The 26,319-nt window shown below is 66.8% G+C and carries 18 protein-coding genes, 1 tRNA gene and 2 pseudogenes; 11 read left to right on the top strand and 10 right to left on the bottom strand.

Going from position 1 to position 26,319, the window contains the following annotated elements; genetic code table 11:
• Positions 1–45 precede the first annotated feature (45 nt).
• The 8 genes and pseudogenes from FFS35_RS04540 (at position 46) to FFS35_RS04575 (ending at position 10,116) form a co-directional block, all read left to right on the top strand.
• Positions 46–1,929: an NAD(P)/FAD-dependent oxidoreductase gene (locus FFS35_RS04540; protein ID WP_137785908.1), complete on the top strand. Its 1,884-nt coding sequence runs from the start codon at positions 46–48 to the stop codon at positions 1,927–1,929.
• An 8-nt stretch (positions 1,930–1,937) separates the two neighbouring features.
• On the top strand, positions 1,938–2,303 hold the full coding sequence (locus tag FFS35_RS04545; protein WP_249341451.1) for a c-type cytochrome: 366 nt from the start codon (positions 1,938–1,940) through the stop codon (positions 2,301–2,303).
• Positions 2,304–2,315: 12 nt separating this feature from the next.
• The gene (locus FFS35_RS04550; protein ID WP_137785910.1) at positions 2,316–2,777 is read left to right on the top strand and encodes a (2Fe-2S)-binding protein; all 462 of its coding nucleotides are present in this window, start codon (positions 2,316–2,318) and stop codon (positions 2,775–2,777) included.
• Positions 2,774–4,894, top strand: a complete 2,121-nt coding sequence (locus tag FFS35_RS04555) for a molybdopterin cofactor-binding domain-containing protein (RefSeq protein ID WP_137785911.1) — start codon at positions 2,774–2,776, stop codon at positions 4,892–4,894. Before FFS35_RS04550 ends, FFS35_RS04555 begins: the two co-directional genes overlap by 4 nt.
• A gap of 93 nt (positions 4,895–4,987) precedes the next feature.
• Entirely contained in the window at positions 4,988–5,692 is a 705-nt protein-coding gene (locus tag FFS35_RS04560) for a GntR family transcriptional regulator (RefSeq protein WP_137785912.1), read from the top strand.
• A gap of 129 nt (positions 5,693–5,821) precedes the next feature.
• Positions 5,822–7,147 (top strand): aspartate aminotransferase family protein, encoded by a 1,326-nt coding sequence (locus tag FFS35_RS04565; RefSeq protein WP_137785913.1) that lies wholly within the window; start codon positions 5,822–5,824, stop codon positions 7,145–7,147.
• Positions 7,144–8,535: an amino acid permease gene (locus FFS35_RS04570; RefSeq protein ID WP_137785914.1), complete on the top strand. Its 1,392-nt coding sequence runs from the start codon at positions 7,144–7,146 to the stop codon at positions 8,533–8,535. Before FFS35_RS04565 ends, FFS35_RS04570 begins: the two co-directional genes overlap by 4 nt.
• Before the next feature lie 72 nt (positions 8,536–8,607).
• Positions 8,608–10,116: pseudogene (locus FFS35_RS04575) on the top strand (CoA-acylating methylmalonate-semialdehyde dehydrogenase).
• Here the strand turns inward: FFS35_RS04575 and FFS35_RS04580 are convergent.
• Positions 10,103–11,662 carry an APC family permease gene (locus FFS35_RS04580; protein ID WP_137785971.1) on the bottom strand — a complete coding sequence of 520 codons (1,560 nt, stop codon included), beginning with the start codon at positions 11,660–11,662 and terminating at the stop codon, positions 10,103–10,105. The pseudogene FFS35_RS04575 and the gene FFS35_RS04580 overlap by 14 nt on opposite strands.
• 144 nt (positions 11,663–11,806) lie before the next feature.
• On the opposite strand from FFS35_RS04580, the gene FFS35_RS04585 reads away from it, so the two are divergent.
• Positions 11,807–13,159 carry a glutamine synthetase family protein gene (locus FFS35_RS04585; RefSeq protein WP_137785915.1) on the top strand — a complete coding sequence of 451 codons (1,353 nt, stop codon included), beginning with the start codon at positions 11,807–11,809 and terminating at the stop codon, positions 13,157–13,159.
• Positions 13,159–14,460, top strand: coding sequence for an FAD-binding oxidoreductase (locus FFS35_RS04590; RefSeq protein ID WP_137785916.1), 1,302 nt, complete (start codon positions 13,159–13,161; stop codon positions 14,458–14,460). Before FFS35_RS04585 ends, FFS35_RS04590 begins: the two co-directional genes overlap by 1 nt.
• Before the next feature lie 238 nt (positions 14,461–14,698).
• On the opposite strand, the gene FFS35_RS04595 is transcribed toward FFS35_RS04590, so the two are convergent.
• The 9 genes from FFS35_RS04595 to FFS35_RS04635 all read right to left on the bottom strand — a co-directional run bounded on the left by FFS35_RS04595 (position 14,699) and on the right by FFS35_RS04635 (position 25,932).
• Positions 14,699–14,950 carry a hypothetical protein gene (locus tag FFS35_RS04595; RefSeq protein WP_137785917.1) on the bottom strand — a complete coding sequence of 84 codons (252 nt, stop codon included), beginning with the start codon at positions 14,948–14,950 and terminating at the stop codon, positions 14,699–14,701.
• Between the two features lie 13 nt (positions 14,951–14,963).
• A complete protein-coding gene (locus tag FFS35_RS04600; RefSeq protein ID WP_137785918.1) occupies positions 14,964–15,716 on the bottom strand; it encodes a gamma-glutamyl-gamma-aminobutyrate hydrolase family protein in 753 nt (250 codons plus the stop codon).
• 259 nt (positions 15,717–15,975) lie between these two features.
• On the bottom strand, positions 15,976–17,454 hold the full coding sequence (locus FFS35_RS04605; protein ID WP_137785919.1) for an NAD-dependent succinate-semialdehyde dehydrogenase: 1,479 nt from the start codon (positions 17,452–17,454) through the stop codon (positions 15,976–15,978).
• The gene (gene gabT / locus FFS35_RS04610; RefSeq protein WP_137785920.1) at positions 17,454–18,776 is read right to left on the bottom strand and encodes a 4-aminobutyrate--2-oxoglutarate transaminase; all 1,323 of its coding nucleotides are present in this window, start codon (positions 18,774–18,776) and stop codon (positions 17,454–17,456) included. The genes FFS35_RS04605 and gabT overlap by 1 nt, the downstream gene beginning before the upstream one ends.
• A 146-nt stretch (positions 18,777–18,922) precedes the next feature.
• Entirely contained in the window at positions 18,923–19,879 is a 957-nt protein-coding gene (locus FFS35_RS04615) for a LysR substrate-binding domain-containing protein (RefSeq protein ID WP_249341452.1), read from the bottom strand.
• Between the two features lie 257 nt (positions 19,880–20,136).
• Positions 20,137–20,715 (bottom strand): DUF3237 domain-containing protein, encoded by a 579-nt coding sequence (locus FFS35_RS04620; protein WP_171007499.1) that lies wholly within the window; start codon positions 20,713–20,715, stop codon positions 20,137–20,139.
• 32 nt (positions 20,716–20,747) lie between these two features.
• Positions 20,748–22,595, bottom strand: coding sequence for a CocE/NonD family hydrolase (locus FFS35_RS04625; protein WP_212742167.1), 1,848 nt, complete (start codon positions 22,593–22,595; stop codon positions 20,748–20,750).
• Positions 22,596–22,682: 87 nt separating this feature from the next.
• Positions 22,683–25,307 (bottom strand): TonB-dependent receptor, encoded by a 2,625-nt coding sequence (locus FFS35_RS04630; RefSeq protein WP_171007501.1) that lies wholly within the window; start codon positions 25,305–25,307, stop codon positions 22,683–22,685.
• A gap of 535 nt (positions 25,308–25,842) precedes the next feature.
• A tRNA-Ser gene (locus tag FFS35_RS04635) sits at positions 25,843–25,932 on the bottom strand.
• A gap of 141 nt (positions 25,933–26,073) precedes the next feature.
• Between FFS35_RS04635 and FFS35_RS04640 the strand changes: the two are divergent.
• A pseudogene (locus FFS35_RS04640) lies at positions 26,074–26,319 on the top strand (hypothetical protein); the annotation flags it as partial.

Genomic DNA, 26,319 nt, shown 5'->3' on the forward strand with positions numbered 1-26,319 from the left:
TTATGTGATCACAGATGTAGCAAACGTGCGAGAGGGCTGGACAAGATGAGTGACGGAATTGTTCGCCGCGATTTCCTGAACGGGGTCGCCATTGCGATCACCGGCGCGGCAACGGGCTGCACACGGCATTCCGCATCGTCGGCCGCCGCCCCTTACCCGCCTGCGAAGACCGGGCTGCGCGGCAGCCATCCCGGATCGTTCGAAACCGCGCACCGGGTCCGCGACGGCGAACGTTTCGAGCTCGATCCCATGCCGGTTTCCGAGCGCTATGACCTCGTTGTGGTCGGCGCGGGTATCAGCGGGCTCGCCGCCGCCTTCTTTCACCACCGCGCGCGCCCGAACGACCGCATCCTGGTGCTCGACACCAATGACGATTTCGGCGGGCATGCCAAGCGCAACGAGTTCGACGTCGATGGCCGGAAGTTGCTCGGTTACGGCGGAACCCAGTCGATCGAGTCGCCGCGCAGCACGTATAGCCCGGTCGCGGCCGGACTGCTGCGCGAGCTTGGGGTGGACATCACGCGGTTCGACACCGCGTTCGACCGCAAATTCTACCGAAATGCGGGCCTGCGCACCGCCACCTTCTTCGCACGTGAGCGCTATGGCGAAGACCGTCTGGTGCTGGGCCCACCGCCCGAGGCATACGGCGCCGGCGACCCGGAAATGGCGGCCGCGCAGCCGGAGGCGTTGCGCCCGGTTCTGGATCACTATCCGTTGCCGCCCGAGAGCAAGGCCCGGGTCATCGCGATCGAGACCAGCGGCCGCGACCCTCTGGCCGGAAAATCCGACGCGGAAAAGCGGCGGATCATCCGCAGCACCAGCTACGCCGATTTCCTGCGCCGTTATTGGGATGCCGACGATCTGGTGCTGAGTGTCTATCGCCAGCGTCTGCTCGGCATCTGGGTCTCCAGCCTGGAGGGCGTATCCGCCGCCAGCGCATTCAACACCGGGCTGCCCGGCGGTCAGGGCCTGAAGCTCGATGCGCATGAAACGAACGAAGAGCCCTACATCTACCATTTCCCCGACGGTAACGCCTCGATCGCGCGGATGCTGGTACGGCGACTGATCCCCGGGATTGCGCCGGGCACCACCATGACCGACATCGTCACCGCGCCGTTCGACTATCTCGCGCTCGACCGCCCCGCCAATCCGGTGCGCATCCGCCTGTCGAGCACGGCGGTGCGCGTGCGCAACCGCGCCGGCCGGGTGGACGTGGGCTATATGCGGGCGGGGAAGCTCGCGCGCGTGGAGGCAAAGGCGTGCGTTCTCGCCTGCTACAACATGATGATCCCGTACATCCTGGACGACGTGCCGGAGGCGCAGCGAGCCGCGCTGGCGATGAACGTCAAGGCGCCGCTGGTCTATATCAACGTCGCCCAGCGCAACTGGCACGCGTGGAAGAAGCTCGGCGCCTCATCGATCGCCAACCCGGCCGGCAAGATCGCCTCCATGTCGCTGGACTTTCCGGTCAGCCGGGGCGACTATCATTTCGCGCGCACACCCGATGATCCGATCGTGTCCCATCACCTGATGGTGCCGCTGATCGAGGATGCGGGGATGGACATGCGCACCCAGTTCCGCCTGTCGCGCCAGAAGGTCTATGAAATGCACTTCGCCGATTACGAGCAGGCGCTTCGTGACGAGATGACGCGCATTCTGGGCCCCGGCGGGTTCGACTTCAACCGGGACGTCGCCGCGGTCACGGTGAACCGCTGGCCCCACGGCTATTCCTATACCCCCGACAGCCTTAACGACGATCCCGCCGAGCAGGAGGTGCGCATGAATACCGCGCGCCGCCCGGTCGGGCGCGTCGCCATCGCCAATTCAGACGCCGGCTGGAATGCTTACACCAACGTCGCGATCGACGAGGCCTGGCGCGCCGTCAACCAACTCTGGCACGCGCCCGATGGCGCCGCCGCAACTGCATGAGGTATCCTGTGATCCGTTCGCTTTACGCCGCCGCCCTGCTCGCCCCCACCCTGCTCGCCGCCGCCAGCCCGGCAATCGCGCAGAGCGGAGCCGACCTGTTCAAACAGCGGTGCCAGGTGTGCCACGTCGCCAAGGCCGGCGCCAGGCCGACGATCGGCCCGAACCTTGCCGGGGTGATGGGGCGCAAGGCGGGGTCGACGGCATATCCCTATTCCGCCGCGCTTAAAAAGTCCGGCCTCGTCTGGGACAAGGCGACGCTGGACCGCTTCCTCGCGGGTCCGGGCAAGGCGGTGCCCGGCACCAGGATGAACCTTGCGGTCCCCGACGCGAAGCAGCGCGCGGCAATCGTCGCGCATCTCGCCACGGTAAAGTGAGGACAGTACCCGATGGCCCTGTCGCTCAACATCAACGGCCGGAACCATCAGGTCGACGCCGACGAGGCGATGCCACTGTTGTGGGTGCTGAGGGACACGCTGGGTCAGACGGGGACCAAATTCGGCTGCGGCGCGGGTCTCTGTGGCGCCTGTTCGGTGCATGTGGACGGCGAGCTCCAGCGCTCGTGCCAGGTGCCCGCGGCAAGCGTGGTCGGACGCAAAGTGACTACTATCGAGGGGATGCGCGATACCGCGCTCGGCAAGCGGCTGCTGGACGCCTGGGCCGACGTCGACGTGGTGCAGTGCGGCTATTGCCAGCCGGGACAGATCATGGCGGCGGCGGCGCTGATCGCGGGCAATCCCGCGCCCAGCGACACCGCGATTGACGAGGGGATGCGCGGCAACATCTGCCGCTGCGGCACCTATCCGCGCATTCGCGCCGCGATCAAGCGCGCCGCAGGTGCCGGAGCATGAAGGCGCCGGTTGCCTCCCGTCGCGACGTGCTGCGCGTCGGCGCGATCGGCGGCGCGCTCCTGATCGGCGCCTCGGTCGCCGGGTGCGGGCTGATGCGCGGTGACGATGACGCCGTCTTTACCCCAAACGCCTTCTTGCGCGTCGACGCTACGGGCGTCTCGCTCCTCCTGCCCAAGACGGAGATGGGCCAGGGCGTCAGCACCACTATCGCGATGCTGGTGGCCGAGGAGCTGAATATCGCGCCCTCCGCAATTCGCATCATTCTCCCCGATGGCGATGCGGATCGCTTCAAGCCGCTCGATCCTGCCACCGGCGGCTCGACGTCCGTTCGTGAAGTTTGGAAGCCGCTCCGCCAGGCTGGCGCCAACGCCCGGGCCGCGCTGATCGAGGCGGCGGCGCACCACTGGGGCGTGGAGGCCGGCACCTGTGTGGCGAAGGATGGTGGGGTTCATCACCCGCCCTCCGGCCGCGCGCTGCCATATACCGAGCTGGCACCACTGGCGGCCAGGCGACCGCTGCCCGAGAACGTGCCGCTAAAGCCTGCCCATGCCTTTACGGTGATCGGCAAATCGCAACGGCGGTTAGACGCCGCCGCCAAGGCGCGCGGCACCGCGACCTACGGGATCGACGTGGCGCGCCCCGGAATGCGCGTCGCAACGCTGGCGCAGGCGCCCGCGATCGGCGCCACCTTATCCGGCTGCGACGAGCGCGCCGCGCTTGCGGTGAGGGGCGTGCGCCAGATAGTGCGCGGCAACGACGTGCTGTTTGTAGTCGCGGACAATTATTGGGCGGCCAAGCAGGGCCTGGAGGCAGCCGCGCCGACCTGGACCGCGGGCACTCACGCCGCGCTCGATCAGGTCGCGATCGAGGGGGCGCTGGCGGCGGCGTGTGCCCAGGACGGCGCCGACGCCGGCACCAGGGGCGGTGACCCCGGGCCGGCGCTCGCACATGCCGCGCGCGTGGTTCGTGCCGACTACACCCAATCGTTCCTCGCGCATGCCGCGATGGAGCCGCTCTCCTGCGTGATCCACGTCGAGAACGGACATGCGACTCTGTGGACAGGTACGCAGGTTCCCGCTGCTGCGCGCCAGCAGGCAGCGGACGCGCTGAAATTCCCGCTCGCGAACGTGACCGTTCACACCTATCTTCTCGGCGGCGGCTTCGGCCGGCGGCTCGAAACGGACATGATCGCGCGCGCCGCCGAGCTCGGCCGGCAGATCGACGCCCCCGTGAAGCTGATCTGGTCCCGCGAGGAGGATGTCCAGCACGACATGTACCGTCCCGCCTATCACGACCGGCTGGAGGCGGCGCTCGACGCGTCGGGCCGCCCGGTCGTCTGGCGGCACCGCATCGCCGGCTCGTCGATCATGGCGCGACTGCTGGCGGACAAATTCAAAGGGGTCGACGATGACGCGATCGACGGCACCGTCGCGCCGCTCTACCCCGTCGCGCAGCGCCGCGTCACGTTCAGGCAGGTCGAGAGCGGGCTGTCGACCGGTTGGTGGCGCGGGGTTGGCGGGCTGCGCACCACCTTCGCGGTAGAAAGCTTCATCGACGAACTGGCCCACGCCGCCGGGCAGGATCCGGTGGCCTATCGTCGCGCGCTGATCGCCGATGCGCGCGCGCTCGGCGTGCTGGATCTCGCCGCCGCCAAGGCAGGCTGGGGTACGCCGGTGGCGGCGGGCAGTGGCCGCGGCATTGCCGTGCTGCACCTGTGGGACACCTATATCGCGGCGGTGGCGGAGGTGACGGCCGTGGCCGGCGACGACCCGCGCGTAACCCGCGTCGTGGCGGCGGTGGATTGCGGCCAGGCGATCAATCCCGCCGGCATTCGCGCGCAGGTGGAAAGCGGGGTGTTGTTCGCGATGGCCGCTACCTTGTGGGGCCGCATCACCGTGGCCGGCGGGCGGGTGGAACAATCCAATTTCCACGATTACCGCGTCGTCAGGATGGACGATGCGCCGGTGATCGAGACCCACATCGTATCGAGCGACCTGTCCCCCGGCGGGCTGGGCGAGCCGCCCGCCGCGGTGATCGGTCCGGCGATCGCGAATGCGCTGTTCGCCGCCACGGGCGAGCGGCGTCGCAACCTGCCGTTGCTGGGCAGCAGCGCCTGACGCGCAACCCGACGCGCCGGGGCACGACTTGGCGTTTCGCGCTGGCGCACCACTTGCTAAAGGCGTCCTCATCTTATTCCAGGCAGGATGCAAATGGCCACGCAGGCAACCCCCACCCGCTATGCCAAGGCGCTCGCGAACGACGCTGCCGACGCGGATGTGAGCTCGCTGCGTCAGACAATCTACGAGGAACTCCGCCACCGCCTTATCACGGGCAAGATCGCGCCCGGCGTAGCCATATCAACGCGCGGGCTGGCGCAGCAGCTGGGTGTGAGCCAGATGCCGGTGCGCGACGCGCTGAGCCGCATCTCGGCCGAGGGCGCGGTGGAAATCCGTTCCAAGCGGGCGATCATGGTCCCCCGGATGTCGCCGGCGCGGTTGGAAGAGATCATCCGCTGCCGGCTGCTGCTGGAGCCGACCGCTGCGACAGACGCACTGCCCCATATCGACGCCGCCCGGCTGCGGCTGATCCGCGCCGCTGACGAGGCCACCGATCGCGCGCTCGAGCAGGGTGACCTCAACGGCTACATGGAGTCGAACTACCGCTTCCATTCACTGATCTATTCGGCCGCGCCAACTCAGATTCTCAATCGGCTGGTCGACAGCCTGTGGATGCAGTTCGGGCCGTTCATGAGGGTGGTGTATGGACGCTACGGCACCTCCAAGCTGGTCGACCGCCACGTCGCCGCGACCGATGCGATCGCCGCCAAGGACGGAGCAGCGCTTCACGAGGCGATCCTGGGCGACATCAACGACGGGATGGACCTGATGCGCAACTGGGAGCAGCCGGGCGCCTAGCGCTCGCTCTCGCTGCCGCGCCACGGTGGTGACCATCGGACACCGCGGCAGCTACAACAGTCACTTCTCGGACATTGCCGCGCACGCCTATGCACCGGGCAGCAACGCGGGGAGAGGCTCTTGCTGAAAATGACCGAAAACCTGGCGGATGGCGAGCGCGATCTTTCGCATTTCTGGATGCCGTTCACCGCCAACAAGGCGTTCAAGGCGCATCCGCGTCTGCTCGCCTCAGCGGACGGCATGATATACCGCGACCCCGCCGGGCGCGAGATCCTGGATGGCACCGCCGGGCTGTGGTGCGTCAATGCGGGCCACAATGCGCCACGGATCACCCGCGCGATCCAGGAGCAGGCGGGGACGCTGGATTTTGCCCCGACGTTCCAGCTCGGCCACCCGCTCGCCTTCGAGCTGGCGACGCGGGTCGCCGGAATCATGCCCGCGGGGCTGGATCGCATCTTCTTCACCGGCGGCGGTTCGGAATCGGCGGACACGGCGCTCAAGATGGCGATCGCCTACCATCGCGCGCGCGGTGACGGGGGACGCGTGCGGCTGATCGGCCGCCAGCGCGGCTATCACGGCACGAACTTCGGCGGAATGTCGGTGGGCGGGATCGGCGGCAACCGCCGCGCCTATGCCACCCAGGTCTGGGGTGTCGATCATCTGTCGCATACGCACAATGCCGTGCCACGCTTCTCGCGCGGGATCCCCGAGACGAACGTCGACTTCGGCACCGAACTGGAGGAGTTGATCGCGCTTCACGGCGCCGACACGATTGCGGCCGTGATCGTCGAGCCGGTGGCCGGTTCCACCGGCGTGCTGATCCCCCCGCGCGGCTATCTGGAGCGGCTGCGCGCGATCACGCAGGCGCACGGCATCCTGCTGATCTTCGACGAGGTGATCACCGCCTTTGGCCGCCTTGGCACCGCTACGGGCGCCGAGTTTTTCGGAGTGACGCCAGACATCCTGACCATGGCCAAGGGGCTGACGAACGGCGCGGTGCCGATGGGCGCGGTCGCCGCCTCGCGCCACGTGCACGACACCGTGGTCAACGCCGCCGCTTCCGGGATCGAATTCTTCCACGGCTACACCTATTCTGGGCACCCGCTGGCAGCGGCGGCAGGCATCGCCGCGCTCGACACCTATGCCGAGGACGGGCTGTTCGCGCGGGCGGCGGACCTCGCCGGCTATTGGGAAGAGGCCGCGCACGCGCTGCGCAGCGCGCCGCATGTGATCGACGTGCGTAACCTGGGGCTGGTCGCGGGGATCGAGCTCGAGCCGCGCCCCGGCGCGCCCGGCGCGCGCGCCACCGAGACGTTCCAGCGTGCCTTCGACGCGGGCGTGCTGATCCGTGTCACCGGCGACATCATCGCGCTGTCGCCGCCGCTGATCATCGACAAGCCGCTGATCGACCGGCTGTTCGACCAGATCCGGGCCACCCTGGCCACCGTGGCATGATCGCGGGCCCGGCCGAGCTCGCCACCGGCCCCGAACAGGGGCTGGCGCGAAGTCTCAAGCCGCGTCACGTGGAGATGATCGCGATCGGCGGGATCATCGGCGCGGGGCTGTTCGTCGGCTCGAGCTCGGCAATCGCGGCGATCGGCCCCGCCGCGATCGTAAGTTACGCCGCCGCGGGACTGATCGTGCTGCTGGTCATGCGGATGCTCAGCGAGATGGCGAACGCGGTACCCGGGGTGCAGTCCTTCCCCGAATTCTCGCGGCTGGGCCTGGGCGACTGGGCGGGATTTCTCAGCGGCTGGCTCTACTGGTATTTCTGGGTCGTGGTGGTCGCGATCGAAGCGATTGCCGGCGCCACCATTGTCTGCGGCTGGTGGCCGGTCCTCCCGGTGTGGGCGGTGGCGTTCGCGCTGACCCTGGCGCTTACCGGCGTCAACCTGCTGTCCGCGCGCTCGTACGGCGAATTCGAATTCTGGCTGTCGGGGCTGAAGATCACCGCGATCCTTGTCTTCATCCTGGTGGCGATCGCCGCCATCACCGGCGTGGCGGGCGCCGGCACCGGCCTTTCCAACTGGACCGCGCACGGCGGCTTCGCGCCGCACGGCGCGCTATCTGTTGTCGCGGGGGTGACCAATGTGATCTTCGCGCTGGTCGGCGCCGAGATCGCCACTGTGGCAGCCGCCGAATCGAGCGCCGGGCCGAAGGTGATAGCCAAGCTGACGCTCACGGTGGCTGCGCGCATCCTGCTTTTCTACGTCGTCTCGATCGCGCTGATCGTGGCGGTGGTGCCGTGGACCGATATCATCCCCGGCGAATCCCCGTTCGCCACCGCGCTCGCCCGGATCGGGGTGCCCGGCGGCGCGCTGATCATGCAGGCGGTGGTGCTGGTGGCGGTGCTGTCGTGCCTCAACTCGGGGCTGTACGTCACCTCGCGCGTGCTTCATGCGCTGGCGATGCGCGGCGATGCACCGCGCGGGCTGGCGCTGACGCAAGGCGCAGGCGTTCCCCGCCGCGCGATCCTGTTCGGCACGGTGTTCAGCCTGGCCGCGCTGACGCTTTCCATCGTCTCGCCGACCCGCGCCTTCGCCTTTCTGGTCAACGCTTCGGGCGCGGTGATGCTGGTGCTGTACCTGCTCATTGCGCTCGCCCAGCTGCGGCTCCGCACGCGGCTCGAGCGTGAGTCGCCGGAGCGGCTGACCATTCGCATGTGGTGGCACCCGTACGGCGCGATCGCGGCGATCCTCGCGATCGTCGGCGTGCTCGCCGCCATGGCGCTGACCCCCGCGCTCGAAACCCAGTTCAGAGCCAGCGCCCTGGCGGTGCTGGTGGCACTGGCCGGGCTGGTCCTCAAACGAGCGGTTTCGAGGCGACCCGCGCCGACCCTCTGACCTCCCGCGGCGCGCGTGCGCCGTATCCATGACCCAGCAGCGCGCCGCGCCGCACTTTTGACGGAGCTACAGATGCAAGTGATCGAACACGTGCTCGCGCACGGGGTGACCCGCGTTGCCGATGCGACGCGCCTCGCCGACGTCTACGACCCGGCCACCGGCAGCATTCAGGCGCAGGTCCGCCTTGCCGACGCGGACGAGGTGAACGCCGCCGTCGCGGCCGCGCGCGCTGCGCAGCCCGCATGGGCTGCGCTCAACCCGCAGCGGCGCGCGCGTGTGCTATTTCGCTTCAAGGACCTGATCGAGCGCTAAATGGACGCGCTTGCTCGCCTGCTCTCCAGCGAGCACGGCAAGACGGTGGCGGATGCGAGGGGCGACATCCAGCGTGGGCTGGACGTGGTCGAGTTCGCCTGCGGGGTGCCGCACCTGGTCAAGGGCCAATATTCGCACGGCGCCGGTCCGGGGATCGACGTCTTCTCACTGCGCGCGCCACTGGGTGTCGTCGCAGGGATCACCCCTTTCAACTTCCCGGCGATGATCCCGCTCTGGATGCTCGCCCCCGCGCTTGCGACCGGAAATGCCTTCATTCTCAAGCCGTCCGAGCGCGCGCCCTCTGTTCCCGTCCGTCTGGCCGAGCTGCTGGCGGAGGCGGGGCTGCCTGACGGGGTGCTCCAGGTGCTGCATGGCGACCGGGTCGCGGTGGAGGCGCTGATCGATCATCCGCATGTGAAAGCGATCAGCTTCGTCGGCTCGTCCGACATCGCGCAAGCGGTCTATGCCCGCGGCACCGCGCTGGGGAAGCGGGTGCAGGCGATGGGCGGCGCGAAGAATCACGGCATCGTCCTGCCCGACGCGGACCTCGATCAGGCGGTGTCCGACATCCTTGGCGCCGCCTTCGGCTCGGCCGGCGAGCGCTGCATGGCACTGCCCGTCGTCGTCCCGGTCGGCGAGCGGACGGCCGAGCGGCTGCGCGAGAAGCTGGTGAGCGGGATCGCCGGGCTGCGCGTCGGCCTCCCCGGCGATGAGGATGCGGACTATGGCCCGGTGGTCACGGCGCAGCACCGCGCCAGGATCGAGAGCTACATCCAGATGGGCATCGAAGAGGGCGCCGAGCTGGTGGTCGATGGCCGCGGCTTCACGCTCCAGGGCCACGAGAACGGCTTCTTCATCGGCCCAAGCCTGTTCGACCGGGTGACCCCGGCGATGCGAAGCTACCAGGACGAGATCTTCGGGCCGGTCCTTCAGATGGTGCGCGCCGAGACGTTGGGCGAGGCGGTGGCGCTCGCGACCGCGCATCAATACGGGAACGGCGTCGCGATCTTCACCCGCGACGGCGGCGCCGCGCGCGAGTTCGTCGACACGGTTGAAGTCGGCATGGTCGGCATCAATGTGCCGATCCCGGTGCCGGTGAGCTACCACAGCTTCGGCGGGTGGAAACGCAGCGCGTTCGGCGACCACAATCAGTACGGGATGGACAGCATCCGCTTCTTCACCCGCACCAAGGTGGTGACGCAGCGCTGGCCCACCGCGGGCGTCGCGGCAGACCGCGGCGCGGCGTTCCTGATCCCTACCTCGGGCTGAGCGCCTTACTGGCGGCGTCGCGCATGCTGCGCGGCGCCGTCACGTCCAGCCCGGCGAGCGGCGCGCGGAAAAACTCGGGGCGGAGCAGCGCCATCAGCGCCATGATGCCAAGTCCGACGGCGAAGATGCTGACGCCGATCACGAACACAAGCCCGATCGACCCGACGTGCGAGCCGCTGCCGAAGTGCGGGTTCAGACTGTCGCACAGTGTCTTGACGAACAGGGCCGCCAGCGAGAGCCCGCCCAGCAGCGGAAAGATCAGCCGGTATATCGCGTTGCGAACCGAATCGAACCAGGTCGCGCGGAAGAACCAGACGACGGAAAACGCGGTCAATCCATAGTAGAAACAGATCATGATCCCGAGCGCGGTTATCGTATCCCACAGCACGTGCTCGGAATAGAGCCGCATCCCCGTGTAAAAGGCGGACGACACCACCGTCGACGCCACGATCGCCACCGAAGGCGTGTGGAAGCGCGCGCTGGTCCGCCCGAATGACCTTGGCATCGCGCCGTAGAAGCTCATCGCCAGAAGCGTGCGCGACGGGCTGACGATGGTGGATTGCAGCGCGGCGGCCGAGCTGCACAGCACCGCTACCGAGACCAGTATCGCCGCACGTCCGAACACCGGGACGGCCAGCGACTGGAACACGTTGCGCTGTGTTTCCGGGTTGTTGAGCCCCAGCGCGCCGGTGCCGATCCCGGCAAAGGTCAGCGCGGCGCACGACGCGAGCAGGTAAAGGAGCATGGTCACCCCCACCGTCCCGGCCGCGGCGAGCCCGGGGGTGGAGCGCGAGCCCCTGGTCTCCTCGTTCATGGTCAGGGTGACGTCCCAGCCCCAGAAGATGAAGATTGACAGCGACAGCCCGGCGGCGAGCGCGGCGCTGCTCGGGATGACGAACGGGTTGAACCAGGCAAGCGTGACGGGCGTGTGATCGAACGCCTGCCCTGCCCTTGCCTTGCCGAATGCGGCGGCGGCGAAAGCGCACATCGCCAGCACCTGAAGACCGACCAGGAACACCTGCGCCAATTTGGTCGCCTCCATCCCGCGATAGGAGATCAGCGTCGCCACGCCCATGAACGCAAGACAGGTGAGGATGTTGACGCTTGTGTGGTCAGCGAGCCGGGTCAGTTCGTCATGGCCGGTCGCCTGCGCCAGCAGCAGGTAGAAGAAGTCGACCGCCACGCCCGCACTGTTCGACAGCACCAGCACCGTGGAAGCGACCAGTCCCCAACCTGCCATCCAGCCCACCCAGGGCCCGAATGTCGCGGTCACCCAGGTGAAGGTGGTGCCATTGTCGGGCAGCGCCTGATTGAGCTCGCGATAGCCCATCGCCACGAGCAGCATCGGCAGGAAGCCGATCAGGATCACTGCGGGGGTCTGAAGCCCGGCGACCGAGACGATCGGCCCCAGCCCGGCGGTGAGCGTGTAGGCGGGGGCGACGCATGAGACACCGATCACCAGCGCGCCGAACAGCCCCACCGCTCCGGTGGCGAGCCCTTTCTCGCCGACGCCTGTACTGTCCCCGGCAAAGCCTGCTTCCGACATCGGCAAACTACCTCTCCTTCGGCTCTTGCCCACGAACGAAGCGCTGCGATCACAGAAAGTCAAGACAAACCGACCACGGATATGCCGATTTTGAACGTGCCGTGCTATAGACAGACGCCATTCGCGTCGATATGCGATCACAGTATGAGCCATCAGGATCACCAGCTTCTTGCGCTGCTGGAGGCGCATCCGGAGATTACCCGCGTCGAGGCGTTCGTGTCCGACGTCAACGGCGTCGCCCGTGGCAAGTGGCTGACCCGCGAAAAAGCGTTGACCTTGGACCTCAAGGGCCTGGCGATGCCCAGGTCCGTGTTCGCTCTCGACATTTGGGGCCGCGACGTGCCCGATGCGGGTCTCGCCTTCGGCACCGGCGACCCGGACGGGCTGTTCTTCCCCGTCGCCAACCGTGCCGCGCTGCTGCCCTGGTTCGACGGCGCCACCGCGCAGGTGATGCTGGGCCTGTCGCCAGAAGGCGATCCGGGTGTCGGCGATGCACGCGGCGTGCTCGCGCAGGTGCAGGCCGCACTGGCAGCGCGCGGCCTTCACCCCGTTGTCGCGACCGAACTGGAATTCTATCTGCACCAGCTCGACGAGGCGGGCAGACCGGTCCCGCCGGGCGCCTCGGCGGCGGATGACCTGCGCCACGTCAATGCGATCCTGTCGCCCGAGGCGAAGTTCGCGCATCTGCCGCTGTTCGACGAGATCATGGCAATATGCGCCGCGATGGGCATCCCCGCCGACACCTTGTCGAGCGAGGCGGGGCCCGGCCAGTTTGAGCTCAACCTGCTCCACCGCACCGATGCGATCACCGCCTGCGACGACGCGATCCTGCTCAAGCGGATTATCAAGGCGCTCGCGCGGCGCCACGGGCTCGGCGCGACCTTCATGGCCAAGCCCTATGGCGACGCCTCCGGCAACGGCATGCACATTCACGTGTCGTTGCTCGACAGCGAGGGACACAATGTGCTGGCGGAGGCTGACGGGGCGCCATCCGAAACCTTGTTCCATGCGGTTGCCGGGCTGCTGAAGGCAATGCCGGATTCGATGCTCGCCTTCGCCCCCCACGCCAACAGCTACCGCCGGTTCCGCGCCAACGCCCACGCGCCGGTCGCGGCAAGCTGGGGCGTCGACGACCGCTCTGCGGCGATACGCGTGGTGAAGGCGGATGCCAGGGCGACCCGGATCGAGCATCGCGTGCCGGGCGCGGACTGCAATCCCTATCTCGCGGTCGCGGCGGTGTTGGCCGGTATGCTCGCCGGAATCGCGGCGGGCGAACCCCCGCCGGCGCCGCAGCAACCCGGCGCTCCCGAGGTCGCCGCGCGCCTGCCTGCCGAATGGGGGGTCGCGATCGACCGCTTCGCCGCTTCGGACTTCATCGCCAGGGCATTCGGCAGGCGTTTCCGCGACATCCTGGTCGCCTGCAAGCGCCAGGACCGCGACACCCTGCTCGCGCGCGTCAGCGACGCGGAATATGCGAGCTACCTCGGACCGCTCTGATGAACGCACCCTCCTTCCCCGCAAGCCCCTATGCGGGCATGCCGAGCTACTATGCCGCCAGCGCAAATCCCGCGCCGGCCCGCCCGACGCTCGAAGGCGCCGTCACCGCCGATGTCGTGATCGTCGGCGGCGGCTTTACCGGCCTTTCGGCGGCGATCGAACTCGCGGCGCGCGGTATCCCGGTCGTCGTGGTGGAGGCCGAGCGCTGCGGGTGGGGCGCGTCGGGGCGCAACGGCGGCCAGCTGATCAATGGCTACAGCCGCCCGCTGGACCTGCTTGCGCGCCGCTACGGCGAGGATCACGCCCGTGATCTCGCTGCCGTCGCGCTCGAGGGCGGGGCGATCATCCGCGAGCGCGTGGCGAAGTACGAAATCGCCTGCGACCTGGTGGATGGCGCCGCGGCCACGGCACTCACCGACAAGCAGATGAGCTGGTTTGCCGAGCAGGCGAAGGTGTGGGCACGCTACGGCCATCCGGGCATGCGGCTGGTCGACAGGGCCGGGCTGTCCGAGGTGGTCCGCACCGATCGTTACGTTGGCGCGATGATCGATCCCATCGGCGGGCATTTTCACCCGCTCAATTATCTGCTCGGCGAGGCGGCGGCGTTCGAGGCACTGGGCGGGCGCATTTTCGAGCACAGTCGCGTGCTGCGCGTCGAACGGGGCGCGAAGCCCGTCGTCACGACCGAACACGGCTCGGTCACCGCCGACATCGTGCTGCTATGCGGCAACGCCTATCTGGGCGATGCCGTGCCAGACCTGAGCGGGCGGATCATGCCCGTTTCCAGCCAGGTTATCGCCACCGAACCGCTCGGCGCACTGGCCGAAGAGCTGCTGCCGGCCAATCTGTGCGTGGAGGACGCGAACTACATCCTGGATTATTTTCGCCGCACCGCCGACGGTCGCCTGCTGTACGGCGGTGGCGTCGTCTATGGTGGGCGCGATCCCGCCAGCGTCGAGGCGAAGATACGCCCCAATCTGCTCAAGACCTTTCCGCAACTGCGCGACGTTCGGATCGATCACGCGTGGAGCGGCAACTTCGCGCTGACGCTCAGCCGCATGCCGCAGGTCGGGCGGCTCTCGCCCACGGTCTGGTACTCGCACGGTGACAGCGGGCACGGCGTTACCACGACCCAGCTGCTTGGCCGGATCCTTGCCGAGGGCGTGGCGGGGCAGATGGAGCGGTTCGATGTGTTCGCGACATTGCCGCACCTCCCTTTCCCCGGCGGCCGCCACTTCCGGGTGCCGCTGACGATGCTCGGCTCGCTCTGGTACGCGATGCGGGACCGGCTCGGTATCTGACCGCGCGCCCCGGCCCGTCGCCACCGGCGGATCACGAGGCGGGACGCGCGGCGGACGACGCCGACCGCTGCGACAGCCGACTGCGCTGCACGTGCCAGGTCGTGTCGTGCGGGCCGAAATCGACATGGAGCTGATGGCTGCCCTCGCCGCTCATCAGGCAGCGTCCGCGCGTCAGGCCGCGCGCACGCGACCTGTATTCGCCGTGACTCAGCCTGTTTTACGCTGCCGCACCATCCGGTCAGGCACGCACCGCGAGCTCGCCCGGCTCGTCCAGCGCGCGCAGGGCAGGCGTGGCTTCGTCGAGCGAGCGCGCGATGATGCGGAGGATCTCGCCCCTTCCCGTCCGCGTCGTAGATGTAGCGGTCCTCGGCACGCGTAATGATCCCGCGCCGCCAAGGTCGCGCATCAGCCCTTGGTCCGGCTGCGCAGGCCGATGATGCGCAACGTCCAGACGACGCGGTTCGGCGACGTCGTGGCCCTTCGTCAGCATGCCGCCGGTCCCGCTATCCGTCGATGGACTGGCCGCGGAGCGCACGTCCGAGCAACGTGAAATAGGCCTGCGCTGCATCGTTCTCCGCCGTGTGCCACTCGGGATGCCATTGCACCGCCAGCACGGGCGCGCCATGGCCGGTAGCGGAGAAGGCCTCCACCACCCCGTCGGGCGCGGTGGCCTCGACGCGCAGCCCGTCTGCGAGCCTTGCGACACCCTGGAAATGGACCGAGTTGACCTCGATCCGCTCCTTCCCCAGCGCGCGGCCGAGCACACCGCCCGGCGCAAGCGTCACCTCATGACCGTGCGCGAACATTGCGTCCCAGCTGGCATCGTCCGGGGCGTGGTGCGGCAGCGGTGCGTCCGCGCGGCTCATGTCGCGCCGCAACGTGCCGCCGAAAATCACGTTGAGTTCCTGCAAGCCCCGGCAGATGCCGAAAACCGGCTTCCCCGCAGCGAGGCAAGCCTGCACCATCGCGGCCGTCATCTCGTCGCGGGCGGTGTCGAACGGGCCGTCGGCATCCGCAGCGTCGCGCTCGCCGTAGCGCGCCGGGGAGACGTTCGACGGGCTGCCGGTGAGCAGCAGCCCGTCGAGCCGGGGCACGATCTCGCCCGCCTCCATCAGCATCGGGAGCGAGGGCACCAGCAGCGCCGCGCAATCGGCATACGCCATCGCTGCCGTGACGTATCGGTTCATCGCCACCTGCGCCTCATCATGGCCGACGGCGCGGGTGCAGCATATGATACCCAGCACGGGCCTGACCATGGTTCCTCGATTCCGATCACGACTGAAGGGACGACCCGGCTTTGATATCTGTGATCACTGAGGCTGTCAAAAGCGATCGCGTCGCCTGACGCGGCACGGCGCGACACGTCGTAAGGGCACCGCGGCAACGCGCCGCCCCCGCGCGAGGACCGGGTGCAATCTCGCTGTCGGAGGCTGCGATCCGCGATGCCGGGCGGGTCGGTCGCTGCGTGGCGCCTGCGCCGCTAGCCCCTCCCTGCCCGCGTCATCGCCGCGCCGGTCAACCGGCGGGCGCCGGCTCGACGTGTGCGCAGACCAGCCGGATATCGAGATAATCGTCCAGCCCCAGGTGCGATCCCTCGCGCCCCAGGCCGGATTCCTTCACCCCGCCGAATGGCGCCACCTCGGTCGAGATCAATCCGGTGTTGAGACCGACCATCCCGTATTCCAGCGCTTCGCTCACGCGCACGCTGCGTCCGAGATCGCGCGTGTAGAGATAGGCGGCAAGCCCGGCGCTCGTGTCGTTCGCCATCGCGATCGCCTCGGCCTCGGTATCGAAGCGAACCAGCCCCGCTACCGGGCCGAACGTTTCCTCGCGGCACAGCAGCGCATCGCGCGGCACGTCGACCAGCACGGTTGGCGCATAGAAGCTGCCGCCGCCCCAGATCCGCTCGCCTCCCGCCAGTGCGCGCGCGCCGCGACTGATGGCGTCGCCGACATGCGCCTCCACCTTGGCGATCGCCCGGTCGTCGATCAACGGGCCCTGCTGCGTCTCTCCATCCAGCCCGGCTCCAACCTTGTAGGCGCCGACCCGCTCGGCCAGCCGCGCAGCGAAGGCGTCATAGATGCCGGACTGGACCAGCAGTCGGTTGGCGCACACGCAGGTCTGCCCGGTGTTGCGGAATTTGGAAACGAGCGCCCCCTCGACCGCGGCATCGAGATCGGCATCGTCAAAGACGATGAACGGCGCATTGCCGCCCAGCTCCAGCGATACGCGCTTCACCGTGTCCATGCATTTGGCCGCGAGCATCTTGCCCACGGCGGTCGAGCCGGTGAAGGTGAATTTGCGCACGCGCGGATCGCCGGTCAGCACCGCGCCGATCGCGGCGGCGTCGCCGGTGACGACGTTGAACACCCCGGGCGGCACCCCCGCCTCCTCCGCCAGCCGGGCCAGCGCGAGCGCGGAGAGTGGAGTCAGCTCGGAGGGTTTCAGTACCATGGTGCACCCCGCCGCCAGCGCCGGGCCGGCCTTGCGGGTGATCATGGCCAGTGGGAAGTTCCATGGCGTGATCGCTCCGACCACGCCCACCGCTACGCGCCGCACCGTCAGCCGCTTGTCGGCGAGGTGTGGGGTCAGCACCTCGCCATGGACGCGACGCGCCTCCTCCGCGAACCACTCGAGGAACCCCGCGGCGTACAGCACCTCGCCGCGCGCCTCGGCCAGCGGCTTGCCCTGCTCGGCGGTCATCAGCCGGGCGAGGTCTTCGGCGTGCGCGATCATCAGGTTATGCCAGCGGCGCAGGATCATACCGCGCGCCTTGCCGGTTTGCGCGCGCCACGCCGCGAGCGCCCGTTGGGCGGCGCCCACCGCGTCCTCGGCCGCGGCGCGGCCCAGCATCGGAACGGTGCCGACCAGCCGGCCGCTCGCCGGATCGGTGACCGGGATGGTCTGGCCGGCCGAAACCCATGCGCCGTCGATGAAAGCCTCCGCGCGCAGCAGCTCCGCGCGGGCGAGTGCGGGATCGAGCCGTTCGGTCATCAGGCAAGCACCGTCGCGTCGCGCCTGGCGGCCACCCCAGCTGCTGGCGCGTCCCGGCGCAAGGCAGTCTCCAGCATGTCGAGCCCCTCATCAACGATGGCGTCGGACGCGGTGAGCGGCACGAGAATGCGGATCGCCTCTCCCTTTGTGCCGCAGCTGAGCAGGATCAGCCCGGCAGCGAGCGCGCGCGCGCACACCGCCTTGGTTTCCGCTGGATCGAACCCGCCGGATGCGCTCAGTATGTCGAAGCCGATCATCGCGCCGAGCCCGCGGATGTTGTCGATCGGGACGAAGCCCTCCGCGCCGGCCATCTGCTCCAGCCGTTCCCGGATGCGCGAGCCCAGCATGTCCGCTCGGCCGATCAGCTCCTCCTCATCAATCACGTCCAGCACCGCCAGCGCGGCGGCGCAGGCGACAGGCGAGCCACCGTAGGTTCCGCCCAGCCCGCCGGGCTCCACCGCGTCCATCACCTCGGCACGGCCGATCACCGCCGAAAGCGGGAAACCGCCGGCTAGCGACTTAGCGGCGCAGATCAGGTCGGGCGCAACGCCGCTGTGCTCGATCGCGAACAACGCGCCGGTGCGCGCGAAGCCGGTCTGCACCTCGTCGGCGATCAGCAGGATGCCATGTGCGTCGCAGATTGCGCGAAGCTGCCGGAGCAGCGCCGGCGGCGCGACATGGAAGCCGCCCTCGCCCTGGATCGGTTCCAGGATGATCGCGGCGACCCGCTCCGGCTCCAGGTCCGCGGCGAACAGGGTGTGCAGCGCGTCGATCGAGCGTTCCACCGTGGCGCCGTCGCGGCCGGTGGGAAAGGGAATGTGGAATATCTCTCCGGGCATGGGCCCGAACATGCGCTTGTATGGCTGCACCTTGCCCGTCATCGCGGAGGCGAGCAGGGTCCGCCCGTGAAAGCCGCCGGCAAAGGCGATCACGCCGGACCGGCCCGTCGCCGCGCGGGCGATCTTAACGGCATTCTCCGTTGCTTCGGCTCCGGTCGTGAACAGGATGGTCTTGGCCGCCCCCGCGACGGGCGCACGCGCGTTCAGCCGTTCGGCGAGCTCGACATAGCTTTCGTAGGGCGAAACCTGGAAGGCGGTGTGGGTGAAGCGCGCCAGCTGCGCCTGAACCGCCGCCATCACGCGCGGGTGGCGATGGCCGGTGTTGAGCACGGCGATGCCGCCGGCGAAGTCCACATAGCGGCGACCTTCGACGTCCCACAATTCTGCATTCTCCGACCGATCGGCATAGACGGCGGTCGCGGATCCGACGCCGCGCGGCACGGCAAGGATGCGGCGGCGCTCAAGTTCGGCATTGCTGGTCACGGGGTTACGCTCCTTCGCTCTTGCCCCGTGCCATCCTCCGCGTGCCGGCACCGGCGAAAGAGGTCAAGTTGTCCGGCTCTGGTGACTCCGGGTCACCAGCGGCACGTCCCGCCTCCGTTTCCTTTCAATGTGCGGGCGCCGGAGCGTCAACGCGCACCCGCCGCGAGTGCGGCGTCGCTGTCGAACACGGCGACCGCGCCCCATAACCAGCGGCGGAAGCGGGCGATCGCGGGCGAATTCCAGCGATCCTCGCGCGCAAGGAAGGTGTACGTACCCAGCAGCACCGGCGCGAACTCTCCCTGCGCCAGCTTCACCTTGACCAGGCGGCCGGCGGCGAGATCGTCGCGCAGCAGCATCGTGTTCGCCAGCGTGATGCCGTGGCCCTGTCGCGCCGCCGCCAGCGTCAGGTGCGCGTGCCAGAGGCGCGAGCCCGGCATGCGTTCGGGCACGGCCACGCCTTGCGCGGTCAGCCAGTGGCGCCATTCCAGATCGTTTTCCTCGTGCAGCAGCGGCATGTTCAGCAGGTCCGCTGGCGAGGTGATCGGCGGCAGCCCGGCCGCGCAGGCGGGGCTGGCCACCGGAAAGACCACCGGGCGGGCGACGTCCAGCCGGTAGACCACCTTGGGAAGGTCCACCTCCTCCCAGGTTCGCAGGTAGCGGATGTCGCCGTCGACATCCTGCCCGCGGAAATCGGGGCTGTGATCCGACGGTCGGAAATCTACGTCGATGTCGCGGTTCGCATCGATGAACTCGCCAAGCCGGTCTGACAGCCACAGCGAGGCGAAGCCGGGAATGCACTGCAGCCGAAGCTTCAGATCGTCGCCGACCTTGACCAGCGCGCCTGTTGCGGACGCGACCGCCCGAAGCGCCTCGTAGATCTGGCGGTGATACACCTCGCCCTTCTCGGTCAGGGAGTAACCGGCACCGTCGCGCACCACCAGCTCGACGCCGACCCATGCCTCGAGCGATCGGATGTGCCGGCTGACGACCCCATGGTCGACCGTCAGTTCCTTGGCCGCGCGGCGGATGCCGCCCAGCCGCCCCACCGCCTCGAACGCGCGCAGCGCCGCCAGCGGCGGCAGGAGCCGGGAATCGATCAGCATGCTCGCATCCAAACCTTCGCAACGTGCCGGGCGGTCGCGATCCGGGACGTTGTCAGTCCCTGATCACGAGCCGATCCGGCGGAGTGGTGATGAAAGCACACCACTGCCCGCGCTTCCATCCCCGAAGGATGGGTGTCTGATACGATCCGGCGCCAGGCCCGGCTCTGGACTCCATGAAGGGCGACCGATCGGCCCCGCGGGCAAACCCCATAGGGCGACGATCGGTCCCGAGCTATCCGAAGGAAAGATGGGAGCGGTCAAACGAGCCGATACACCTGAATCAATCGCCCGTTCTCTCCCGCTTTCTCCTTCACTCCGTACGCTGCGGGCACCGGATACGACAAGGTGCCGACGAAGATCGACTCCCTGAGCCAGCCATACTTCTTCCCCGGCACGTTGAACGTCGGAACGAGGCGGTACTTGTCCTCCGTATAGCCATATCCCTTGTTGTGGATGATGATCTGCACGCCATCGTCGTTCTTCAGGCGATACAGGGCGTCGACCACGACCACGCCATCAGGGCGAATCACGGGGAAGTCGCCGCCGCCGGGGATGATCGTCCCCTTGATGCCCCTCCCCCGAAAGAACCCGCCGATCAACGGCCATACATCGTAGCGGTCCCCGTCCGCCGAAACCTGATCCGCCTTGTCTCCCATGAACTCTGGGTCGGAGCAGATCGGCACAATGTCCATGACCCATTCGAGGCCCGGAACATCGTAGGTCTTCGGAGCGCCACCGGGGGGCAATGGCGGAACATGGGGTTCGCGCCCGAGCGGCTCGGTCGCCGTAAGCCGCGTCGCCGGTCCCAAAAGCGTCGCGGGCGCGGCCAGCCCCATCCATCCCAGGGCGCTGCGACGCGAAATGGCCATCAATTCTGTCCTCCGTTGGATGCCAGCGGGTCTGCCCGGCACGGTTGATGATGCACGGTGCCGCAGGCAGGCCGTTGCGCCGGCAGGTCCTTCGCGGAAACCGTGCCGATCAGCAGGCGCGAGGGATGGTCTGCATCATGCAACACCTGGATCCGGGTGGGCACCGAATAGGGCGCGAACAGATTGCCACCGAACTGACTGGGCGTATCGATCCATAGACGCAGCCGTGAGCCCTTCCGGAATGCATGGCCGAATTTCTGGACCTCGATCCGTCCCAGCGTGGGCTGTCCGGGCACCAGTGCCAGCATCTTTTCGGGACGATCGACCGGCCATGGCCGGAGCGCGGTCGATTTCGTTTCATCCTGCAGGCGATCGGACAGGCGCAACCATCCGCGCTGGACGTACATTTCCTGCCCGTCAGGCCGTACTTCGGTGATCGTCACCTGCACGTCCGCATCGGCGCCCGTGCTGACGACCCACAGATCCGCGCTGGCCGGGCCGTAGGCCACCATATCATCGGAAAGCGGCGCCGTCGTGTAGGCAAGGCTTCCTTTCCGCCACGCCGGATCCATCGGGCCCCAACTGTCCTTGCCGAATTCGTGGTCGACGGCCGGTCCGCGGACCGGATAGTCGAAGCCGTCGGCGGCTCCCTGCCCCTTCCCGTTCGCCACCAGCGTTCCGCCGGCATTCAAGGCCAAGCTGACCGGCTGGACTGCCATCGGAAACCGCTGGCTTTGAAACGTGAAGCCGGGGGACAGGTTCTCGAAAATGGCGTCCGCCGGCCCCGTGAAGGTGCTCTCCAGCCATACCTGGACGTGCGGCGTCTGTTCGAACCCGTTGTCGATACCTTTCACGAAGTGATCGAAGAACGCCACGAGCTGCTTGCGGAACCGCGTCGCGACATACAGGTCGTGACCGCCATTGGTCTGCAGATACCAAAGCTGGTCCGGGTTCAGCGTTTCCTGGAAATAGCCCTGCCGGGCAATGACCGCCTCGTCCTGAAAGGCTTCCATGTTGAACACCGGAACGGAGATGTTCTTTGTCCGGGCGGCGAGATGGCGGATTTCGATATAGTCGTCGCGCAGAGGATGGCGGATCAGGATGGCTGGTACGCGGTTCTTCTCGGCCGACTCATAGTTTTGAGCGATCTGCGACAAACAGCGCTGATCGTTCTCAGCCTTCGCACTCTCCTTCGCCGCATCCCATCGCGAATGAAGATAATCCCACCAGCCGTCGACGAATCCGGGAGCCGGAACGCCGCCGGGCGCCCAGGAATCGAGCCGGGCATCGCCCAGCACCATGCCTGGCGCTATAGCCTTGAGATGGGGTGGCCGCTCCGCAGCCGTGGCGATCTGCGACATTCCGGCCCATGACCAATTGGCCATGCCGACCGCGCCATTCGACCACGGCTGCTTCGCGATCCACTCGATCGCGTCATATCCATCCTCGCCGTAGGATCGCGCCAGGAATTCGAATTGTCCTTCCGAGCAACCGGTGCCCCGCGCCTGTAGTCCGAGCACGGCATAGCCCGCTTCGACCAATGTCCTGTCGAGGTTGACCGACATGGCCGTATTGTCGTTCATATAGGCCTTGCCACCGATCGACCCGGGATCGTAGCCAGAATAGTTTACGATGACCGGAAACGGCCCTTTGCCCTTCGGCAGAAGAACGCTGTAGCGCAGCTGTGTACCATCACGGGCGGGAAGATACCCGCGCAACCGCTTCGAAAAAAACGGTCGATGGATCTTGATCTCCGGCGCCATTTCCGACGGATCCTGGCTCTTCGCGACCGGAACCTGCGCCTGGGCTGACGCTTCGCTGGCGGCGGCCAGATTGCAAGCCGCCATACAAATCGACAGGGAGCCTGCGCCAAGGCGCATCTTGTTCCTGATCGACCATCTCCTGACACGTGGCATAATGGTTCTTAACTCCGATCAATAGCGGAAATCGATCGACGCGCCGATCGTACGAGGTGTGAATGTATTCGCCGTGAACAATGTCGTGGCGGTTGAGTCTCTATACTGAAACAGCAACGGCCTTGAATTCGTAAGATTCTGTACGAATATCGCAAACTCCAGATCACCCATCGCAATCGTCGCACGACCGTTTACTTGGTTTGTCGCGGGGTTATAAACACGAAGCGGATCGAAATTAACCGCGCGGGGATCATCCGAGGTGAATGGGCCGTTATTCTTGCTGCGATAGATATTTTCTATTCTGATCTTGGCCTTTGAAGTGCCGACATCGAAGCTATATTCGGCAGATGCGCTCAGGTTCCAGGGTGATTGATAGGGATTAACCTGATCTCCCTTACGTACAACCAGGCTTCCAGGATCACCCGCGGCGACGCCGGGTATCAGGACGGTCTTCGAAAACGTCGCTTTGGCATATGATACCGAACCGGAGATCTTGAGGTTTCTCACAACGTCTAGATCAAGCGAAGCATCGAATCCGCTGACGGTCGCGTCTCCGGTATTGTCGATATAACCGAAGGCGCATGGAAATACGACATTCTGCTGTACGTTCTTCCATTTTACATAAAAGGCATCGACGTCGAACCGGATCTTCCTGCCGATGCGCCCTTTCGAACCAGCTTCGAAGCTGTTTACATAGTCACTATTGTATGTCTGCTTGAAGATATTGGAGACGCCACACGTCGATGAGATCGGCTGATTGGCGCCACCGATCCGATAGCCGCGGTTTGCAGATCCATACACCATCAGTGTCGGCGAGAACTTGTAGTCGAGCGCAACCTTGCCGGACCACGGAGTCTCACTTTGCCCGCCGGAGGAGGTCACCAGCGGTCCCCAAACCTGGGCCGCAGATAGAAATCCGGACTGTTCCTGATTATAGTCCGCCTTGTGGTGGGAAAGTCTGCCGCCAACCGTCAGCGTCAACTTGTCCGTCAGGCCAAGATCGGCCTGACCGAAAACTGAATATTGCTCGTCGGTCTGGGTGATCTGCGAATAGAGGATCGGATCGTTCAATCCTTGCGAATTCGGGAGCAGCGGCAGAATGTAGTTTTGAACGACGAAGGGAGAGGTCGCGCGTTGAAAATCGGTCTGCTCGGTGTGAAGATAGAACAGGCCGGCAGTCCACTTGAACGGACCACCCCCATCGCTGGAAATCCGTACTTCCTGTGTTATCGATTTCAGGCTGGTGCGGATATCCTGCGGGCCTGCCTGGTCGTAACTGGTGGGATATTCGGGCCCGTTCGGATTCCCGTAACCCGGCACGATGATGGGGCCGTTCTCGTCAAATCCGGTCACCGTGCCGAAGAACGCGCCGTTGATCTGGGTCGTGTCGGACAGCAGCTTGCCCCGACGGTCGACATACGATGTTATCGAGGTAAGCGTCGCCCCGCCCAATCCGACTTCGACCTTCAGCGATGGGAGGATCACGCGGTCCGAGAACGGCTGACGCAAGAGGCGGCCGTTCAGAAAGACACCATTCTTCGGATCGGCGATGTTGCGGGTCTGCAGGCTATCGGCGGGCTGGGGCGCCGAAAGATAGAACAGCGGAGCATCGGCGTTCGTCTGACGCTGGAAATAGATTGCGGGGGTGATGGTGATCCCGTCGCTTGGCACGAAGGCGAACGCGAGCCGTCCGGCATATGCGTTTGCGCTATTCGTGTTCTTGATCAGGACATCGCCGGTGAGCGGATTGATCCGATCGATGTATCCCCCGTCGTGGCGGGTCCAGAAGCTGGCGCGGAAACCTAATTTCCCTTCGATGATCGGAGCGCCGACAGCAACGCCCGCCTCCAAATTCGTGCCGCCGCCATCGATAAAGCCGATTTCGCTTCGCGCAGTCGCGCTCACGCCTGAAACTTTCGGGGATGGCGTGATGAAGCGGATGGCGCCGCCTTCCGCGCCGGCGCCGAACAGGCTTCCTTGCGGCCCGCGCAGAACCTCCACACGCTCGAGATCGAACAGGGCGGGGTAAGGATTGCCGAAATAGGACAGCGCCGCGACGCGCGACTGCACCGGGGTATCGTCGATATATACACCGGTCGTCGAAGTCCCGATCGTCGAGGCGATCCCGCGGATCGAGACGAATGTCTGCGTTCCCGCACCGAAGCCCGCCGATTGATCGAATTGCACGCCGGGCGACTTCTGGGCGAGATCGATCATCGACTTCACGCCCGATTCGCGCAGGTCGTCGCCTGTGTAGGCGGCGATGCTGATGGGGACGGTCGAGAGCGCCTCGCTACGCCGGTTCGCGGTCACCACGATGTCGGCGGCGGCGCCGCTGTTGTCATTCGCCTTCTCGGCCCGCGCGGGCGTGGCCGTCTGGGCGCCGGCCTGATTGGCATATGACGCTGCAAGCAATGCGCAGAGTGCGACGTGCCGTTTGAAATAGCCCTTCACTGTCAACTCCCCTATCCGGCCCAACCTCTTAACCCGTCGCAGATCCCCAGTGGTGCCATCGGCGCCCACTGCCTTCGTCGGATCGGTGCCATTTGGAAACTGTGTCGACGTACGGGCAGATTTGGGGGAGTGGCCAACAAGATCATCAATGGTGCATTCCAGACACCACGCCCCGCGGCTCGGTTCCATCGGGCGACCCGCGCGATGATCCAGGTCGTGCCCCAGGTCAAAGGCCTTATCCCATGACCGAGGCTGCGCAATGCCCCGGAGAGGTGCCGTCAGCCTGACGCCAGCCGCTATCCACACGATGCAGGTCGGTCTTTCAACGCGTTGGCCTGGCTTGCAAGGCTCTGCCACTCGTCCGGCGCGGCGGTCCCGCTCCCCTTCTCCGCCCGTCGTCATCTCCGACTTGACGTTGCGCGCGCCGCCCCAGCCGTGGCGTCGCGTGGTCAGACCGCGCGATCCGCGCGAGGGTTCATGCGCGCCGCGGCGCGGATATTGTCGCCGCAATCGGCTTGAACTCCCCGGACAGCGCCGAGCGCGGCATCCTGAGGGGATTCGATGAAGATTGCGCTGCTGGAGGCGATCTGTCTCGCGCACTCCGGCCCGCTGCAAGGCCGTCCGCTCAAGAACGGCCTGACCTGCAAAGGCTCGAGGCGGCCTTCCCGCTGCAGCCCGCGGCGATCACCCCTGCGACCGGATGATACAGCCTGAAAAACCCTGCTGGCGGAGACGGAGGGATTCGAACCCTCGGTACGGTTTCCCGTACGACGCTTTAGCAAAGCGTTGGTTTCAGCCACTCACCCACGTCTCCGGATGCGGCGCGAGGGCGGGCTATAGCGGGGCGAAACGCGGCAATCAACCGATGCATTGCGGATTCGCCCTGGCGCGAAATCGACTCAGGTCGTCGTCCGGTTCATTGCCCCGAAAGGCGCATGATGATTAGCATCCTAGGATGGGGATCGCTCCGTTCCCCGGGGGGTATGTGACGATGCGCAAGATGATGCTGGCCTTTGGTCTGACAGCGACATTGCTGGCCGGCACGGCCGCGCCGGCGCAAATGCGAACGATCGACCCGAACAAGGCGATCGACAACGACATTTCCCCCGCGCCCGGCGGCGCACCGCCCGCGCGGCAGGTTCCGGCCTATCCCGACGAACCGGTCCCGGCCGACCCCGTGCCGGCCAGCAATGTCGCTGTC

Source organism: Sphingomonas sp. 3P27F8, from assembly GCF_005502745.1.
Taxonomy (GTDB): domain Bacteria; phylum Pseudomonadota; class Alphaproteobacteria; order Sphingomonadales; family Sphingomonadaceae; genus Sphingomonas.

Excerpts from the sequence above, each read along its gene's own strand:
- FFS35_RS04540 (WP_137785908.1), top strand. The coding sequence starts at position 46 with ATGAGTGACGGAATTGTTCGCCGCGATTTCCTGAACGGGGTCGCCATT.
- FFS35_RS04550 (WP_137785910.1), top strand. The coding sequence starts at position 2,316 with ATGGCCCTGTCGCTCAACATCAACGGCCGGAACCATCAGGTCGACGCC.
- FFS35_RS04555 (WP_137785911.1), top strand. The coding sequence starts at position 2,774 with ATGAAGGCGCCGGTTGCCTCCCGTCGCGACGTGCTGCGCGTCGGCGCG.
- FFS35_RS04560 (WP_137785912.1), top strand. The coding sequence starts at position 4,988 with ATGGCCACGCAGGCAACCCCCACCCGCTATGCCAAGGCGCTCGCGAAC.
- FFS35_RS04565 (WP_137785913.1), top strand. The coding sequence starts at position 5,822 with ATGACCGAAAACCTGGCGGATGGCGAGCGCGATCTTTCGCATTTCTGG.
- FFS35_RS04570 (WP_137785914.1), top strand. The coding sequence starts at position 7,144 with ATGATCGCGGGCCCGGCCGAGCTCGCCACCGGCCCCGAACAGGGGCTG.
- FFS35_RS04580 (WP_137785971.1), bottom strand. The coding sequence starts at position 11,662 with ATGTCGGAAGCAGGCTTTGCCGGGGACAGTACAGGCGTCGGCGAGAAA.
- FFS35_RS04585 (WP_137785915.1), top strand. The coding sequence starts at position 11,807 with ATGAGCCATCAGGATCACCAGCTTCTTGCGCTGCTGGAGGCGCATCCG.
- FFS35_RS04590 (WP_137785916.1), top strand. The coding sequence starts at position 13,159 with ATGAACGCACCCTCCTTCCCCGCAAGCCCCTATGCGGGCATGCCGAGC.
- FFS35_RS04595 (WP_137785917.1), bottom strand. The coding sequence starts at position 14,950 with ATGCTGACGAAGGGCCACGACGTCGCCGAACCGCGTCGTCTGGACGTT.
- FFS35_RS04600 (WP_137785918.1), bottom strand. The coding sequence starts at position 15,716 with ATGGTCAGGCCCGTGCTGGGTATCATATGCTGCACCCGCGCCGTCGGC.
- FFS35_RS04605 (WP_137785919.1), bottom strand. The coding sequence starts at position 17,454 with ATGACCGAACGGCTCGATCCCGCACTCGCCCGCGCGGAGCTGCTGCGC.
- FFS35_RS04615 (WP_249341452.1), bottom strand. The coding sequence starts at position 19,879 with ATGCTGATCGATTCCCGGCTCCTGCCGCCGCTGGCGGCGCTGCGCGCG.
- FFS35_RS04620 (WP_171007499.1), bottom strand. The coding sequence starts at position 20,715 with ATGGGGCTGGCCGCGCCCGCGACGCTTTTGGGACCGGCGACGCGGCTT.
- FFS35_RS04625 (WP_212742167.1), bottom strand. The coding sequence starts at position 22,595 with ATGGCGGCTTGCAATCTGGCCGCCGCCAGCGAAGCGTCAGCCCAGGCG.
- FFS35_RS04630 (WP_171007501.1), bottom strand. The coding sequence starts at position 25,307 with ATGGAACCGAGCCGCGGGGCGTGGTGTCTGGAATGCACCATTGATGAT.